General features: G+C 35.8%; 12 protein-coding genes. 5 read left to right on the top strand and 7 right to left on the bottom strand.

All coding sequences use genetic code 11. The annotated features are described in order from the left end of the window. Positions 1-3: 3 nt before the first annotated feature. Together BUC20_RS17665 and BUC20_RS17670 are read right to left on the bottom strand one after the other, a co-directional pair. Positions 4-948, bottom strand: a complete 945-nt coding sequence (locus tag BUC20_RS17665) for a glycoside hydrolase family protein (protein ID WP_073232379.1) — start codon at positions 946-948, stop codon at positions 4-6. Beyond that, the gene (locus tag BUC20_RS17670; RefSeq protein ID WP_073232380.1) at positions 948-2,480 is read right to left on the bottom strand and encodes a hypothetical protein; all 1,533 of its coding nucleotides are present in this window, start codon (positions 2,478-2,480) and stop codon (positions 948-950) included. Before BUC20_RS17670 ends, BUC20_RS17665 begins: the two co-directional genes overlap by 1 nt. A 296-nt stretch (positions 2,481-2,776) precedes the next feature. Here BUC20_RS17670 and BUC20_RS33930 point away from each other — a divergent pair, with 296 nt between their 5' ends. Continuing rightward, positions 2,777-2,950, top strand: coding sequence for a hypothetical protein (locus tag BUC20_RS33930; RefSeq protein ID WP_159441122.1), 174 nt, complete (start codon positions 2,777-2,779; stop codon positions 2,948-2,950). Positions 2,951-3,010: 60 nt separating this feature from the next. Here BUC20_RS33930 and BUC20_RS17675 read toward each other — a convergent pair whose 3' ends face one another. Next, positions 3,011-5,188, bottom strand: a complete 2,178-nt coding sequence (locus BUC20_RS17675; protein ID WP_073232381.1) for a lantibiotic dehydratase family protein — start codon at positions 5,186-5,188, stop codon at positions 3,011-3,013. A gap of 195 nt (positions 5,189-5,383) precedes the next feature. On the opposite strand from BUC20_RS17675, the gene BUC20_RS17680 reads away from it, so the two are divergent. After that, positions 5,384-6,181: a protein kinase domain-containing protein gene (locus tag BUC20_RS17680; protein WP_159441123.1), complete on the top strand. Its 798-nt coding sequence runs from the start codon at positions 5,384-5,386 to the stop codon at positions 6,179-6,181. A gap of 20 nt (positions 6,182-6,201) precedes the next feature. Here BUC20_RS17680 and BUC20_RS17685 read toward each other — a convergent pair whose 3' ends face one another. Then, on the bottom strand, positions 6,202-7,347 hold the full coding sequence (locus tag BUC20_RS17685) for a lanthionine synthetase LanC family protein (protein ID WP_073232383.1): 1,146 nt from the start codon (positions 7,345-7,347) through the stop codon (positions 6,202-6,204). Next, on the bottom strand, positions 7,328-8,203 hold the full coding sequence (locus BUC20_RS17690) for a thiopeptide-type bacteriocin biosynthesis protein (protein WP_073232384.1): 876 nt from the start codon (positions 8,201-8,203) through the stop codon (positions 7,328-7,330). Before BUC20_RS17690 ends, BUC20_RS17685 begins: the two co-directional genes overlap by 20 nt. Positions 8,204-9,155: 952 nt before the next feature. On the opposite strand from BUC20_RS17690, the gene BUC20_RS17695 reads away from it, so the two are divergent. Next, a complete protein-coding gene (locus BUC20_RS17695; protein ID WP_073232385.1) occupies positions 9,156-11,618 on the top strand; it encodes a DUF5686 and carboxypeptidase regulatory-like domain-containing protein in 2,463 nt (820 codons plus the stop codon). A gap of 47 nt (positions 11,619-11,665) precedes the next feature. Here BUC20_RS17695 and BUC20_RS17700 read toward each other — a convergent pair whose 3' ends face one another. Beyond that, on the bottom strand, positions 11,666-12,901 hold the full coding sequence (locus tag BUC20_RS17700; RefSeq protein ID WP_073232386.1) for an isocitrate dehydrogenase (NADP(+)): 1,236 nt from the start codon (positions 12,899-12,901) through the stop codon (positions 11,666-11,668). A gap of 128 nt (positions 12,902-13,029) precedes the next feature. Here BUC20_RS17700 and BUC20_RS17705 point away from each other — a divergent pair, with 128 nt between their 5' ends. Further along, complete coding sequence (locus BUC20_RS17705) at positions 13,030-13,434, top strand: hypothetical protein (RefSeq protein ID WP_073232387.1); 405 nt, start codon at positions 13,030-13,032, stop codon at positions 13,432-13,434. Here the strand turns inward: BUC20_RS17705 and BUC20_RS17710 are convergent. Continuing rightward, entirely contained in the window at positions 13,431-15,251 is a 1,821-nt protein-coding gene (locus BUC20_RS17710) for a DNA polymerase III subunit gamma/tau (protein ID WP_073232388.1), read from the bottom strand. The genes BUC20_RS17705 and BUC20_RS17710 overlap by 4 nt on opposite strands. Before the next feature lie 141 nt (positions 15,252-15,392). Here BUC20_RS17710 and BUC20_RS17715 point away from each other — a divergent pair, with 141 nt between their 5' ends. After that, a complete protein-coding gene (locus BUC20_RS17715; RefSeq protein WP_073232389.1) occupies positions 15,393-16,640 on the top strand; it encodes an outer membrane beta-barrel protein in 1,248 nt (415 codons plus the stop codon). Positions 16,641-16,660 lie beyond the last annotated feature (20 nt).

Raw genomic sequence — 16,660 nt, forward strand, 5'->3', positions numbered from 1 at the left:
GTTTTAAGATGAAGGAGCTAGGTTTCCTATTAGTTTTAATCTATAGTTTGTCAGAATGCAAATGAATAAGCTCCGGTTGCTTTTTGCGATATTATTGAGCATTTCCTCACTGAGTATGGGAATTCGATAAATTTGGTTTAAAAATATATTTTCATCTGATTCAAGAATTGTGTTTAATCCGATGAGAACAAATTTCGCCGCAAGATTAACACATATTTCTTCTATTCTCATTCTCCAGCTGCTATTTATAAATTGTTTGATTGTTAATGAAAGTAAAACTGCAAGCTCATAGTATTGGGATAAAGAAATCTGACCTTTAATGGCAACTTCATCGCAATTCTCTTCGAAGAAAGATAATGTTTGCTCCATTGTTGGATAAAAGTTATTCATCATAAGCCTTTCACTCATACAGGTACTTCTTAAATAGCTCATTTTAAGCATTATTCTAATCTTGTTCTCAAGGTTTTGAAAATGAGTTTCCCCTATTAGAATTTCTTTGCAGAGCCTATTAACAAGTGTGTTTAAAAGCTTGAATATTGGCATTTTTCTGTAAAAAACTTCGTTTTGATTTCTACTTAGACTTCTAATTTGGTAATAATTTATTAATTCTAGAAATTTATCTACTTCTATTTGCTTGCAGTAAATTTTAGTTAATGTATGTCTGTAGATTATATCCTCAATATCCTCAAGTATCTGGTCACTGTTAATGTAGAGCAAATTGTTCTGGGCACAGAATTCAATTAGCCATCCAATGCCCATCAACCCATTGGCAAAAGAAATATCTTCAGTTGAGTCTATATGGTCGGTTAATTTATCCAATTGGGATTCACCTCTTTCTCTTGATTTTAGACAGCCATTGTTATGGCTAATTAAAAAATTTAGAAGTATACTTCCTGCTAATCCGTCTGCTAATCCAAGTTTTACGTCTATGTGTTTGATTAATTTCATTAATTATTTTTGAACTTGAATAGATTAAATGAATTGGAAAATGTACTGACATGTGCATCTCTTTGAAGTGATTCTATAAACTTTGGATATATCAGACCCGAATCTGCCAGTGCTTGCTTTAAGATGTCTCTTTTAACAATAAATATTTCGGGGCTCTCACAATTGACTTTTTCAAATTTCCCAAGATTTAGCTTTAGGAGTTGATCGTCCAAAAATTCAGGGAAATATTGCTCAAAAATTGAATCTATTTCATAATTATGTGTTGTTTGAAAGCAGATTTTATCTTCCAGATTATTTTGGTTTTCCTCTAGAATATGTTGTAGAGTATGTTTTTCGAGGAGGTATTCTACTCGATATATCAGATAGGAACTTGCTATTTCCTTTTGTTCTAAGGTCTCTAAAAACGATGTTGAAATTTTAGCGTTGCCATTTTCATCAGTTTCAATTGAACAGGCTTTTATTCGACAGTCATAATTTTTCAAAATATAACTGCTTTGTATAGCAAGTAACCTTTCTGATTTTTTATTTATTATTAGGATAATGTTGGTTTGTCCTAATCTCTTTCTCTTTGAATCTAACTCTTTTCTTCTTTTTTTTATTGCTAAAACGACTTGATAGCTACAATTTTGCGATGAAACATGATCAAGGCTATCATACCATGGCATGTTATGAAAGTATTTCGTTTTATTAAAAACCTTTGAATTGTCTTTATTCCCTGTATAGTGAAGTATGGAGTTTGTTTTCCAATCCGCTATCGGATTACTCGCCCAGGAAAAATTCAGCTCAGTATGTATTTCAACTTTTTTTTGAAAATAATAGAGATTCCAAAGAAGAGACCACATATCCGCGCACCATGTTTGTATACCACTATGGTTACTTTTGAAGCTTTTTGTGTTCTGATAATTTTTGTCCCAAAGATCGTCGTTAAAAGTTGACATGTGATTGAATAATGCTTCTGAATCCTTCTCAACTTTTTCCCAAAACATTGCAGGTAAATTTCTCAATAAATATTGTGCTCCTCCAACATGGTTGTCATTGGCGTATAAGGTAGCAACTTTGATTCCAACAATATCAACCATGCTTTGAAGCAAAATTTCAGAGGATACATGCTTAATATACTTTGTGTCAAGGTAGCTTCTAGTGTCTGATACATAGCATGTGTCGTTGTCTGGTGTGTGGTAAATCTCTGGTATCCTGCTGAATAAGACATCTGAATCTATATAAAATATGGCTTCCTTTTCCAAGGATGGATTTGTTAAGAAATGTTTATGAATAATGTGGGGCCTGATAGATGAAGCGTATTTTTTTTCAGAACGTGTATCTGAGTATGTATAAATGCATGCAAGGTGATCGTTTTGTCGTCTAAACTCTTCCAAATTCGCATTTTCGCCAACAATAGGGTCATAGGCTATAAGAACATTTATGTTTTTTTTTGCGACTCCTAGGTCGTTAAGGTTTCTTAGTTGTAATTCTAGTTGCCATAGGAAATATATATTGTCTGGCTGAGCAGTTAAATATATTGTCTGATTCATCTGGTGATGTTTAAAGTCAAATTTCCATTAATTGATTCGTTGTTGTAAAAATAAAGAAATATTTTACATTAGGTAAAGTCTTTTTTTTAATGAAGATTTTCCGTGATTTTTATATTTGATTGTCGATTAAAACACGTTTTTCATATCAGTTTGTTTAAGTTAGCTTGTTGATTTTATTTATTGGTTGGTTAAATGCGTATTATTGATAACTATAGTGCAGAATTATTTTTTTTATTTTCAAAATGTAATTTTTAATTTATATATTAGAAATAATTTAAAACTAAACCAATTTTTATATGAAAAAGAATTTTCAAAAATTATCGCTAAAGCCTGAATTATTTGATGCTATGAAGGCGTCTGAAATGAAAAATGTAAAGGGAGGTATTACCGCTAGTGAGACCAAGGCATCTGTAACTGTAATTGATACGGCTTGTTACTTGTGTACAGTTAAAATTACACCAAAACCGTAACTAAAAAAAGGGCTTTTAGCCCTTTTTTTGATTTATATTTAAGCGCATAAATTGCTTTTTTTATTCTTTTGTTTTTAAAGTGAATATGAATTCATTCGCATAGTTGTTTGTTTCAAATGATTCTTGAATAAGGAAGCTTTCCTTGACTGTAAGCGAGGATTTCTTGAGATGTTGTAATGCTATTTTGAGGGAGTCTATGTGGTCAGTCTTTATTAATAGATTATCTCCCCGTGTATTCATTAGTATGTATTTCGGAATGCTCATCTCTGTAAGTTTCTGACTTAGTCTCTCAATATTAAACGGTTTTATGTCGTCTCTTTCTATAACCCATGTTTCTGGTGATAGGACTACGTTTTTATACACAAATCTTGGGGCGTGCTTGAATAGTTTGAGTAAAGGCTTGATAGGGAATTCAAGGTTTACCGGATGATTCTGATATTCTATAAGTGATAAAAATGTATAAACGGGCAATGAATTCTGTAATAGGGAATTGTGTGCGTTAGAGAGTTTCGGGATTATTTCTTTCTGCAGTGTTTTAGAACGTAAAATTATATTTCCATGTTTAACCGAAACGTATATGTCAGATAATAATATAGTTTTCTTTTTTTCGGAATGATTAGATATAATAGCTATTTCATGATCTCTAAAGGTGTCACGGGTGACTACATTAGAGATCTTAATATTTGGAAAATGTAGTATTTCTGCGGTTATTTTACCTTGATATGTGAGGTCTTCGTCCTTTGTTATTAGTTTGATATGGGCTTTAAAATCGTCGTTTAAATGAGAAAATCTCCCTGTTAAGGCGGTAGATGTTCCTAGATGAATTTCCTTTAATAAGATTTGGAAATCCTTAGTGTTGCCGCTATCTATTGTTTCCGCAATGACACTGAATGGTTTTTTTAATATGTTTTCGTTTAAAGAAGGGAAGTCCGAGAAGTCACAGTCTTTAATTTCTATTTCAGTCTTGTTTGTTAGCTTGTATTCTAGATACTTCTTAAGTATTAAGGGGTTCGTTCCATCAACTGAATTTATTGCTCCTTCACTCGAATACCCTTTGTGTTTTATGATTATGTCCGAAAGTAAGTCATCATTTTCCAGTCCCAAGCTACTATGACCGAAAAAACTGATGCCAATATCTCTGTCTAAGGCTTGTTGCAGTTGAATTTCACTATCTCCGTATCTCTCCCTAAACTTATCTCGAAATTGGTCCAGGATGTTGTCGTTGTTTTGTTTTAACCTACTAAGAACTGAAATTGCCGATGAGATATGGTTTACATGTTCTTTTGATAATTCTCCACTTTCCATATTTATTTCGAGATCACACTGGAAATACGATCCTTTATTCTCAAATTCAGCGAGTTCTTTTTTTAGACTGTTTTCAATCTTAATCAATGTATTCAGATTGGTTCCTGCGCGGTTGTTCTTAAGGTTTTGTAACTCGACGTTTAAGCGGTTTAAAAAAACTGTTTTTTTATGTTTTTCAGGTAGAATCTCTTTTATTTTTTTTAAAATAGTGCTTAAAGGATTGGGGTCTGAGGCTGTTGGGAATAAATCGTTTATGAAGATTTTATTTTCTAACAACTCTTGGACGTAGCCTTTCGCTATTTTTTTTTGAATCCCCTGATCTATTAAACTCTGTACAAGCTCACTGAATTGTAAAGGTTTGTCAACCTTTTTGATCAATGCGTCTAAATAGGGATTGTTGTCTGCTTTAAATAGTGAACTGTCAAAGTGGTTCTCTTCCAGATTGGCTTTTATTTTAAAATATTTAATCTTAAATTGTTCGGTTGTTAAGGTTGGGTTAAGAAAGTAATAGCCTTTTTCTGCAATATTGGTTGATTTTAGCAGATCATCTATGACGGCATGGATGACCATCATGTCTAATCTAATGTGAGAGGTATATTGGGATAAAGTATTCCGCTGTAGCTGGTCATTTTCAGTCAAAATTCCCATGGAGCATCCGGCAAATTGTCCAAACGGAACGGCTCTCATACTCATCCTGATAAGGTATTTTGTTATTGTTAGCCTAAATTTCTCATCTGAATAAAGGATTCGCAAATCCTTATTTTGGAGTATATCAAAGAGAAGTGGGCTAGCAAAAAATATCGCTTCTTTGAAAAAATCTGTTTCTATAAACCTTAATATTTCATCTTCATTGGACTGATATATGTTTTTTAAAAAATTCAGAGGAAGAGCTGGGCTTCTTATTACAAATTTATTATAAGGAATATATCTCATTCTTTGATTGCGCCAATTAAAATATCAGATTGTTTTATAAAAGTAGAAAAATATATTAATTTAACGAAGTCAATTTCTGATTTTAATGGTTTTGTTGGTGATTTTTGATAACTTGTTTTTTTAATTTGAAAAAAGGCATAAATATTTAATTTTTTTGGTTCTTGTAAGAAATGAGTGGATATAACAATGATAGGTATGGTGTCTGAAGTAAAGAAATTTATCTCAACAACTGGATTTTTCTACACGGAAATGGATCATAAGTTAATGAATTTAGTTGATGAGTATCTCTTTTATGAGGGGGTGAATTCATCATGCTATAAAATACCATATAAGAATAGATTTTTATTTGTCAAGATTTCAGAGGTAAAATCTGACTTTGATGTACTTGGAGCAGAAGAACTGAAGAAAATATGCAGGATAAATAGTCCATACGTTATGAAGCACTATGATTTTGTTTTCATACCAAGTCATAGTTTAAGTGGTTTTGCCTTTGATTCGGTAATGACAATTTGTGAATTTATAGAAGATACAGATTTTCTAAAGAATTTTGCTTGCCTTCAGGATATGCCTCAGAATATGGATTCTTTCATTCGAAACTTGATTTCTGGCTTTGAGAAGATACACAATAAGGGAGTTCTTCACCGGGATGTGAGTATGAATAATATTGGATTTAAATACATTAATCGTAAGATTTTACCTGTTATTTTAGATATAAACATATTCGTTCCAAAACTTGATAGATCAATTTATTGCAGCCCTGAGTTTTTGCATCAGGAGGTTACCTGCTGGTCGGAATATAAAAAATATCATGAGGAGTGGGCAATGGGTATCCTTTTGTATTTTATATTGACTTTTAACTTTCCTTATACCACACGTATTAGCCGCTCTTTTGACGATTTTTTCATAAAACCAGATCGTTTAAGTTTCTCTCTTAGAGAAGAATATGTTCCTACTAAGTTTTTACCCATATTGAGAACATTATTAGGAAGTTGAATTGGGTTATTATTTTCAGTTTAATCCAGAAGCAAAATGCTGTCCCAATCGGAGACTTCATTTTTTATAATGCTCTTTATCGCTAGAAATACTCCTGGAAATCCTGATAATATAGAATAATTTGTGTCATATTCGCTGACTAGCAGGTCTTCTTTAAGAAGTTCTTTGAGAACTTCTTCGCAGAGGAGAACGGATTTTTGGCGATAAATTTCATCTCCCGTGAGATCAAATATTTTTTTATACATGTATGCAGATGAAGTTATTCCGTGACATAGACATAGTTTATGTTTTGCATTTTTAAAGGTTGTTTCCATTGTTAGACTTTCCTTGATTATTCTATCTGAAATTGTAAATATTTTGTTGTTGTTAAACTTCTTAGCAACTCTTAACAATGGGTAAGCTATACTAAGACGACCAAAGCACCATCCTAAGCCTTCATCAAAGCAAGTTTCATTTCCCTCTGGTATGGCGCATGGAACCCATGTTTTTTCTTGACGATATTCCATTCTGTTGATTAGTGAAAGGGAGATTTCCAGAATTAATTCGTTAATATGTGTTTGTTCAGGACTATTGTACTTTGATAGAACCTGTAATATCCCTGATAGACCATGAGCAATTCCGAAGTTGTAAACATTCGAGTTGGTCAGCGGCCATAGTACTCCATGTTTGTCATATTGAGCGTGTTTCTTTAATGAACAATAATAGTTATCAATGAATTTTTTCTGATTTTTTTGATCAACGGCACTCACCATTATGCCATTTGCCCCATGAAGAAGGTCAAAATTACCGTTATCTATGAAATTGTCAAAGGCCCATAATAAGGGGCTTTTCATTTCTTCAAGATAGGTACTGAGGCTATCATCTTCGTCGAGAAGGTATCTGATGAGCCAGTAGAAACCTGACAATCCATTATGGAAACTAAAATTTATATCTTTTGAATTGTTGATGTAGTTAAAGTGTTTATTGATTAAGGAATACATATTTTCAATGTAAAATTCTTCATCAAACTCCGCCCTAAGATTTTTTAGAAGAATACATAGCCCAGAATCGCCTCCCAGTAGACCAAATTTAAAGACTCCTTTTAAGGTGTAGTCATTTAATTGACGTTTTGTTAGAGCCGCAAGCTTTGATGTAAGAAGAGGATCCTTAGATGGTTTGTCTTTCATGTATTTTTTTTCTCGCTGAAATTGATGAGTATGCCTTCTCCATAAAATAGTATATAATGAATTCCTTTATCCGCTGATCGGAGATCAAAAGCCGATTAAAATGCATGTGAATAATAGATGCTAGTATCGATGCCCTGGAGCCTTTGTCATAAAAATCTATCAGGCCATTTAATTTGAAACAAGGTTCTTTAATATTTTTAGCATAATTTTCGATTAATAAAGATTCTGGGGAGGTTAAGGCCTTAGTGATATCGCTCTCATATTTACGGTATTTAATGTCTAACGCAATCTTTGTGCTTTTATCAAGCTGGTAGTCTTCCTGAAAACTTACGATAGTTTTTCTGCAGAAGAGTATTTTTTGTTCTATATTGAAGTTGAAATTATTAAAGAAGAAATCGCAAATTTCTATTGAGAAAAGCCATCTGATGTTGAAATTTTGATTTTTGATTACTTCTAGGCAATTGACGCTGTCATTATGAAAAATTTGTTCTACGAGGTTGATGGAATAGCGTCCATAACGATCCATTTCTCTCTCATAAGGTTCAATAGCGACCTTCCAAAATACTTTGTCTGTCACTTTGCTGGATATTATTCTATTAATTTTATCCATTACCTTGTTTAAATGTTGTTGAGCTGTTAAATGAAACCGTAATCTAATATGGTATTCTGGATCCTTATACCTGATAAAGAAAAATTTATCAATTAATTTATTATGTGATATTTCATAAACCATTTCCAGTAACTCAGTGCATAGAAATTTGTCTAATGTAATCTGCCCGGAATAGATTTTTATATATATCCATTCCTGACCAAGTAAGAATTTTTCAGGAATTTCAATTTTGTTCGTTTTAAGCATTAAATTGGGCTGTGATTTTTGTACAAATTAGTTTTTTATAAAAAAAAAATGATTTTGAACTGTTGTTGAAGTTTTGTTTTTTTTGTGCGTTTCACTAAACTATTCTTGTGATTCGTTATTTCTTTTGACTATGATCTGTGGATAAGAATACTTTCTATTGCTGCAGAAATATATTCTTTATGGTGTGATAAGATTCAATTATGCTTATTCTATACTAATGTCTCATAAAACGGTTTTTTTAATTTGGGTGATACTAATGTACCTTTTTATTTTTAAATATTAAGCCGTAGCTGTATAAATTGATTTTTGTAGATACAATATTTTTTTTGAGTGATTTTCATCTTTTTTTGCTCGATCAAACAAGGATCCTTCATCCGTCAAATATGTTCAGCAGTGTGTTGTTGCGTTGCTTGATTTGCAAATAGAAATGGTTGATCTAGTCATCTCTGTAAATCGGTTTTGATGAATGAGTTTAGTCTGATAAAGGTGGCCATCTTGGGTCGATGCTAATCGTATTTTGCTTTTTCTTTCGGAAACTTCATTAGTAAAATAGCCTTCATTTCGGTCCGTATTTGAATGTGTACTGCATTCCCGGATGTGCCTACAAACGATTTAATCTTCATAACTGTTTAATTTGTTTGAAGACTATTTCAGTATCCCAAGGCTCTTTATTATTCCCAGATGATGCGCAAGCAATAATGGCTCCAAAAGGACTGTTTGAAATTTTAAGGTCAAATAAAAAGTCTCGGTATGTTTAAACCAAGTAAAGGTGCGCAATACTATCCTGTCATTAAATAGGTAGCGGAAATATGTGTTAAAAATGGGCATGATATCTTGAATGTCTTTTTAACTATTGCTAAATTAAGATCTAATTATTTTTAACTTTTTTTAACCTTTTGATGCGCAATTGTGTTCGTTAATTATTTCAACTTTACTTCATAATATAAAATGTATGAAGAAGCTCTTGTTCCTGTTACTATGCCTGCTTTCCACAAGTATGGCCTTTTCTCAACAATTTATCCTTAAAGGCGTTACTTCCGATCTTCAAAAGAATATACTTCCCTTTGCCAGTATCTATATTCAGGGTACAAGTAAAGGTACTTCTGCAAATACCAATGGAGAATTTCAACTTAAGCTTGAAAAAGGAAAATACAATTTGGTATTCAGGGCGGTAGGTTATAAACAGCTGATAAAGGAGGTTGAGATCAGCAAGGATACTGATTTGTCTGTCGCAATGGAAGCAGAAGCCTATCAGTTAAAGGATGTAGTGATCAAAGTCAATGCCGAAGATCCTGCTTACGAAATCATCAGGAATGCGATCAAAAAACGTAAGGGGCATTTAAAAGAAGTGGAATCTTATTCTTGTGATACTTATATCAAAGGGGTGGCCAAACTCAAAAACGCGCCAAAAAAATTCCTGGGTATGGAGGTACAGGGGCAATTAAAAGATCTGGGGCTCGACTCTGGCAAAAGGGGGATACTTTTTCTGTCAGAATCCGTTTCTAAGTTTAACTTCCAGCAGCCCAACAAAATTAATGAAGAAATGATTTCTTCAAAGGTGAGCGGGAACAGCAATGGTTTTAGTTTTAACCAGGCTACCGATTTTTTGGTCAGTTTTTATAAGAATACAGTGGAGATCAGCGACCTGAGTCGTGTAGGTTTCGTTTCTCCAATTGCAGATAATGCCATGCTGTTTTATCGTTATAAGTTCATCGGGACTTTCAGGGAAGGCAATGACTGGATCAATAAAATACAGGTCATCTCCAGACGTAAATACGATCAGGTCTTTAACGGCTATATCTATATCATTGACGACAGCTGGAGGATTCATAGCGCTGATCTGGAGCTGACCAACAATTCTATGATCGAAGGGATTGATACACTCCGGATCAAACAACAGTTTATTCCTGTGAAAAATGGAAAATGGATGCTGGCCAGTCAGCGTTACGATTACTCCGGTGGGATTTTTAGCTTCAAATTTATGGGTACCTATACCGGTGTGTTTAGTAACTATAACATTGAACCCAATTTTCCGCCAAAGTTCTTTACCAACAGAGTGTTGAAGGTAAATGCCGATGCCAATAAGAAAGATTCTGCCTATTGGGCAGGAATACGCCCCATATTGTTAACTCCGGAAGAAAGCAGGGATTATGTAAAAAAGGACAGTCTCAAATTGTGGAGGAGTTCCGACCGGTACCAGGATTCTATTGATAGAAAAGCAAATAAATTTAAGTTCTTTAAGGCTTTGACATTGGGTTATACCCATCAGAATACCAAGAAAAAGGAAGTATGGAACATCAGTGGACCGCTTTTTAGTCTCAACTATAATACAATCGAAGGTTGGGTGTATAGTCCCGGACTAACCTATAGAAAGACACTGAAGGATAGTACTGTACTTATCGCAAAAGTCAATGGACGTTATGGTTTTGAAAATAAAAAGCTGAGTGCAAATGCGAGCCTGGGGTATGTTTACGACCGGAAACACAATGGCTATATCGGCTTAAGCGGAGGAACAAGTTATGCTGACTTTAACAGCAATTACATGGCGATACCGCCGCTTTTTAATACAATAAGTACTTTGTTTTCGAAAGAGAATATCTTAAAACTGTATAAAAAGGATTTTGTAAATGTCTTTTCGGGAAGGGAGCTGAGTAATGGATTATACCTTTCAGGTAATGTGGAGTATGCCAGTAGAACTCCTTTAGTCAATACTTCGTTCAGAACAACAAGACGCTTCCCTGATAAGGAGTTTACTGCCAATAATCCCTATCCTACAGCGGGGAATGATGCTGCTTTTAACGCACACAAAGCCCTGACCATTGGAGTATCTTTAAATATAGCTTTTGCACAGACCTATATCGAACGTCCTGATTTTAATGTCAAACAAGGTTCTGTTTATCCAAAGCTTCAGCTGGATTACCGCAAAGGGATAAAAGGCGTATTAAACTCTGATGTAGATTTTGATTATGTAGGCGCCCGTATCTTTGACTCCAATAAGAAACTGGGAATCCTTGGCGCTTTCAGGTATAGTGTAGCTGGGGGTAAATTCCTCAACAGAAACAAAATGTATTATATGGATTTCAAGCATTTTGCCGGAAGTGATATCTTTGTCTATACTCAGTTTGCCGATGGTTTTATGATGCTCAGCCCATATGAATTCAGCACGGGAAAGCAGTTTTTAGAAGCGCATTTTGAACACAATTTTGGAGGTTTGTTTTTAAGCAAGATCCCTTTGTTTAAAAAACTAAAGCTGGAAGAGGTGATTGGTGTGAATTACCTGCGCTCTGATGTGATTAAGAATTATACGGAGGCTTATATTGGTGTACAGCGATTCGGCTTAAGATTGAATTTTGTAAAGAACTTTAATTACAATAACAGAAGTAGTACCGGATTTAGAATATCAGCTGCATTATAATAAAAAACCTGTTGGCTCTGCCAACAGGTTTTTTGTCTTAAAAAAGACTAAGCTAATTTTGCTTGTAGATTCTCATCAATAGCTGCTAAGAATTCTTCAGTATATAAGTAGTGTTTGCCATGCTCAACTTTGTTGCCATGGATACAAACCGCTAAATCTTTAGTCATTTTTCCGCTTTCTACAGTTTCAATACAAACCTGCTCTAAAGCCTGACAGAATTTAACCAATTCCTGGTTGTTGTCTAAAATACCACGGAACTCTAAACCTCTTGTCCATGCGAAGATCGAAGCAATAGGGTTAGTCGAAGTAGGTTTTCCAGCCTGGTGGTCACGGTAGTGACGGGTAACGGTACCATGTGCTGCTTCCGCTTCCATCGTTTTTCCGTCTGGTGTGATCAACACAGATGTCATTAGTCCTAATGAGCCAAATCCTTGTGCTACCGTGTCAGACTGAACATCTCCGTCATAGTTTTTACAAGCCCATACAAAGTTACCATTCCATTTTAATGCAGATGCAACCATGTCATCGATCAAACGGTGCTCATAAGTAATTCCTGCTGCATCAAATCTTGCTTTGAAGTCGTTTTCATAGATCTCCTGGAAGATATCTTTGAAACGTCCGTCGTATTTTTTAAGAATGGTATTTTTTGTAGATAGGTATAAAGGCCATTTTTTGCTCAATGCCTGGTTAAAACATGCATTAGCGAAACCACGGATACTTTCGTCAGTATTATACATGGCTAGTGCAACACCATCACCTTTGAAGTTGTATACATCAAATGATTGAACCTCGCTGCCATCTTCAGGAGTGAAGGTTAAGGTTAATTTACCTTTTCCTTTAGTCACCAAATCAGTAGCACGGTATTGATCACCAAAAGCATGACGGCCGATACAGATCGGTGCAGTCCAGTTTGGTACTAAACGCGGAACATTGCTCATCACAATCGGCTCACGGAAAACAGTTCCATCTAAAATATTACGGATGGTTCCGTTAGGTGATTTCCACATTTGTTTCAAATTAAATTCCTTCACACGGTCTTCATCAGGAGTGATGGTTGCGCATTTGATTCCTACACCATATTTCTTGATCGCCTCAGCTGCATCAATCGTTACCTGGTCATTGGTTTCATCACGATACTCTACACCTAAATCATAATATTTGATGTCAAGTTCCAAATAAGGAAGGATTAGTTTATCTTTAATGAATTTCCAAATGATGCGGGTCATTTCATCACCATCTAACTCTACAACGGGTTGGGTTACTTTAATTTTTTGTACAGACATATTAGTGGATATAATTTTAATTGTTGAAATAACAAAGATATAAATTTTGAGTTTATAGCCTCATTTTCTGACAATATCCAAAAACAATTAAAGATTTTATAACGTTATGATGATATAAACTTACCATTATGAGTATCGAAAAAAAGGATAAACTTCATCCCACAGACCTTGGGGAAACTAAAGATTTTGACAATCTTTCTTACGATAAGGATAAAAACAGTTTTGTATTTGATGTGAAAGGCACAGAAAAGGAGTACGATCATCCTTTACCCTACGATACTTCAGCTCCCAATGGAGAAGATAGCATTTCTACCTATGATGAAGCCAATCCTTATAATGGAAGTGAGTACAATGATGCAGAACAGATTGGCGAAAATCTGGAAGAAGCAGGAATGCACATTGACAATGGTGAAAGTGTATCCCTGAATCCTGAAGATGAATTGCTTGGGCGAACTGCAGAAGACGACCGTGAGGACCTGGACGAAGAGGGCTATCCGATAAATGATGCCCCTGCCATCCGAAAGAAATTTTAAGGATTTACGTCTAAGTTGAACTTACGGCGGAATTCATCCAGCTTAGGGTTCTTGTCTACCAGATACTGGTACTTCTCTGTACTGGTGTATAATCTGTTTACAACTTCCCTTGCCATTTGTATGGTCCTGATCGAAACATTAAAGTTTTTAAGCCTTGGCCTTAAGAAGTTCATCAGGTCCACCATCTCCTCCTGTAACAGGCTTTCCTGAAGCTTATGCTCCACTTTTACAATAATAGTCTCTGTTCCTTCCAGTTGAGGATCTGCCCCCGACATCAGGGTGTAGATATTGATCTTTCCTGAAGTTTTTGCACTTTCTGAATATTCGTTCCAATAAACCAGAAGCTGGGGGAGGGTAAATATTTCCCTGTCATCACCACTGATGTATTTTGGCTCATCACTGTCTTCTCCTGCCGAATTTCGGTTCAGGTCTGTTAACGATGGAATGAAAGTTCCGGTATTGCTGCCGCTAAGGTTGATCTTTTGATTTAACGCAATCTTTGCAGTAGGGGCAGGACTTGCTGATTTCACCGGAGCGCTTACGGCAGGTGCAGGAACAGGCTTTGGAGCAGGTTCTGGTACGATAGGAGCCTTTTCGGCTGATATAGAGGGAGTAACAACCGGAGCTGGATTTTGAGCTGCCGGCGGACTTACATTAGTTTTTTTTTTAATCTGATCTTGGTCAGTTGCGGAGGTGTGGTTAGGTTGCTGGGCGAGTTGAAGTACCGAAGGAATATGGCACATCTTGATCAGGGCCAGCTCCACCTGGAGCCGCTGGTTCTTGCTGTTCTTATATATCAGGTCGCACTGATTGGCAAGGTTTAAAGCCGTCAGTACAAAGGAAACCGGAGTTTGCTGACTCTGACTGATGTACTTTTGCTTGATGTTTTCACTGACCTCCAATAACTTTGTCGTTTGCGGATCTTTGGCCACCAGGAGGTTTCTCAGGTGACTTGCCAGTCCGTTGATGAAGTTGTTTCCATCGAAACCATTGTTCAATACCTCATCAAATAAAACAAGGGCATTGCTCACGTCAGCAGTGGTCAGGTATTGAGTAAGCCTGAAATAGTAATCATAATCCAGAATGTTCAGGTTATCAATTACTGATTTATAGGTCAGGTTTTTATTGGTATAACTAACGATCTGGTCAAACATCGACAGCGCATCTCTTAATCCGCCATCGGCCTTTTGGGCAATGATGTGTAAGCCATCTGCTTCAACATTGATGTTTTCCCGTATGGCAATCTTGTTCAGGTGACTGGAAATGTCATCTACCTGAATCCGGTTAAAATCAAAAATCTGACAACGGGAAAGAATCGTTGGCAGGATTTTATGTTTTTCCGTAGTTGCCAATATAAATATAGCATAAGATGGAGGTTCTTCCAGCGTTTTCAGAAAAGCATTAAATGCATTTGCGGAAAGCATGTGCACCTCATCAATAATATAAATCTTGTATTTTCCTGCTTGTGGCGGAATGCGGACCTGCTCAATCAAACTACGGATGTCGTCAACAGAGTTGTTCGATGCCGCATCTAATTCATGAAAATTAAAAGAATGACCTGTTTGAAAAGAAACACAGGAATCACAGGTTCCACAAGCTTCCTGATCTGCGGTCAGACTGGTACAGTTGATGGTCTTCGCCAGGATTCTTGCACAGGTAGTTTTACCCACACCCCTAGGGCCACAAAACAAAAAAGCCTGGGCCAGCTGGTTATTTTTAATGGCGTTCTTTAGTGTCCCTGTAATGTGGTGCTGGCCAACAACGGTTTCAAACGTTGCAGGACGATATTTACGGGCTGATACTATAAAATTCTCCATTCGTCAACGAAATTATAAATTTTTTATGGAGCTGGAGGGATTTGTTGGAAAATAAAATGAAGAGTTGTGGAATTAAGTGGTTTTCACTTTTCTTAAATTGATAATTTAGTTTAGATTTGTGCATAAATATAAACAATTTTTATGAAACGCTTTCTTTGTGGCTTGCTTTTAGCCTTGCCATTGTTGAGTTCTGCCCAGTTGAATTTCCATAAAGGATATGTTCTGACCAATTCAAAAGATACTTTAAAAGGATATCTGGATTATAAAGAAGGAAAGAACAATCCTGTATCTGTTATTTTTAAATCTGAATTAAATGGGAATCTGCAAACTTATAACCTTAAAAATTGTGCAGGTTACCAAATCAATGAAATGGTGTCTTATCAACGGCACCAGGTCAACATCAGCTTAAGTCCGGAAGCACTTTCGGCTATTCCCCAAGTTATTGATACCACCTCCAGAAGAGATACTGTTTTTCTTCAGGTGTTACAATCAGGGCAACACCTGACCTTATTTTCATACGAAGACGACATTAAGAAAAGATTTTTTATTCTGGATAAAGGAGAGGTAGAGCCGCAGGAGCTCATCAGACTACTTTATTTTAAGTCGGGGAACTCGGGGGCGGTACTGACAAATGCAAGATATGCACGTCAGTTACTGATGCTCTTAAGAAAATATAATAAACTGACCCCTGCAATAGAAAGCCGTTTGGGCCGGCTCAATTATGACCAGGCCGATCTGTTAAAGCTTGTCGGGCATATTAATGATCAGGAGCCAGAGAAATCCAGGTTCCCAAAATCGAGGTTCTTTGTCGGACTTGGCGTAAATGCAAGCACCCTTGGTTTTACCGGTGCGCATGAGCTGGCCGGACCGGATGCAAAATCAAAACTCTCTTTTGGGCCCACAATCACTGCAGGGGTAGATGTATTTGCTAACCCTGCCATTCGCAAAATGGTTTTCAGAATGGAACTTGCCCTGATGATGGGCAGTAACTCAGCTTCCACGCTGGTAAGAAAACAGTCCTTTGATCAGATGGAAGCTGTACTTACCCCACAACTCATTTATCATTTCTATAATGCGGAGGCTTTTAAAGCATTTTTTGGTGTTGGTGTCGGATTGAATTTTGCCAGTTACCGCAATCAAAAAGCCATCAGGCATGTGAACGATTTTTTTACAGGAGCAGAAGTGATTAAAGAGAACGAGCCTAGTCATATGTTGGATTTGCAAAGTTTCTATTTTAATTTTCCGGTAACCGCAGGAGTGGTGTTAAATAAAAAGATCGAATTGTCTCTTGGTTACAGCATGCCTACGGCCCTCACTAATTATACTTATTTTAATGCAGATAAGCAACGATTCAGGTTAGGCATTAATTATCTCTTTGGTAAACATTAAATACGGACACCCTCATTAAA

The sequence above is a fragment of the Pedobacter caeni genome (assembly GCF_900129215.1).
GTDB lineage: Bacteria > Bacteroidota > Bacteroidia > Sphingobacteriales > Sphingobacteriaceae > Pedobacter > Pedobacter caeni.

Bases quoted from the DNA above. Each gene is read 5' to 3' on its own strand.
- BUC20_RS17690 (WP_073232384.1), bottom strand. From the start codon at position 8,203: ATGCTTAAAACGAACAAAATTGAAATTCCTGAAAAATTCTTACTTGGT.
- BUC20_RS17715 (WP_073232389.1), top strand. From the start codon at position 15,393: ATGAAACGCTTTCTTTGTGGCTTGCTTTTAGCCTTGCCATTGTTGAGT.
- BUC20_RS17675 (WP_073232381.1), bottom strand. From the start codon at position 5,188: ATGAGATATATTCCTTATAATAAATTTGTAATAAGAAGCCCAGCTCTT.
- BUC20_RS17680 (WP_159441123.1), top strand. From the start codon at position 5,384: ATGGTGTCTGAAGTAAAGAAATTTATCTCAACAACTGGATTTTTCTAC.
- BUC20_RS17700 (WP_073232386.1), bottom strand. From the start codon at position 12,901: ATGTCTGTACAAAAAATTAAAGTAACCCAACCCGTTGTAGAGTTAGAT.
- BUC20_RS17710 (WP_073232388.1), bottom strand. From the start codon at position 15,251: ATGGAGAATTTTATAGTATCAGCCCGTAAATATCGTCCTGCAACGTTT.
- BUC20_RS17685 (WP_073232383.1), bottom strand. From the start codon at position 7,347: ATGAAAGACAAACCATCTAAGGATCCTCTTCTTACATCAAAGCTTGCG.
- BUC20_RS17705 (WP_073232387.1), top strand. From the start codon at position 13,030: ATGAGTATCGAAAAAAAGGATAAACTTCATCCCACAGACCTTGGGGAA.
- BUC20_RS17695 (WP_073232385.1), top strand. From the start codon at position 9,156: ATGAAGAAGCTCTTGTTCCTGTTACTATGCCTGCTTTCCACAAGTATG.
- BUC20_RS33930 (WP_159441122.1), top strand. From the start codon at position 2,777: ATGAAAAAGAATTTTCAAAAATTATCGCTAAAGCCTGAATTATTTGAT.
- BUC20_RS17665 (WP_073232379.1), bottom strand. From the start codon at position 948: ATGAAATTAATCAAACACATAGACGTAAAACTTGGATTAGCAGACGGA.
- BUC20_RS17670 (WP_073232380.1), bottom strand. From the start codon at position 2,480: ATGAATCAGACAATATATTTAACTGCTCAGCCAGACAATATATATTTC.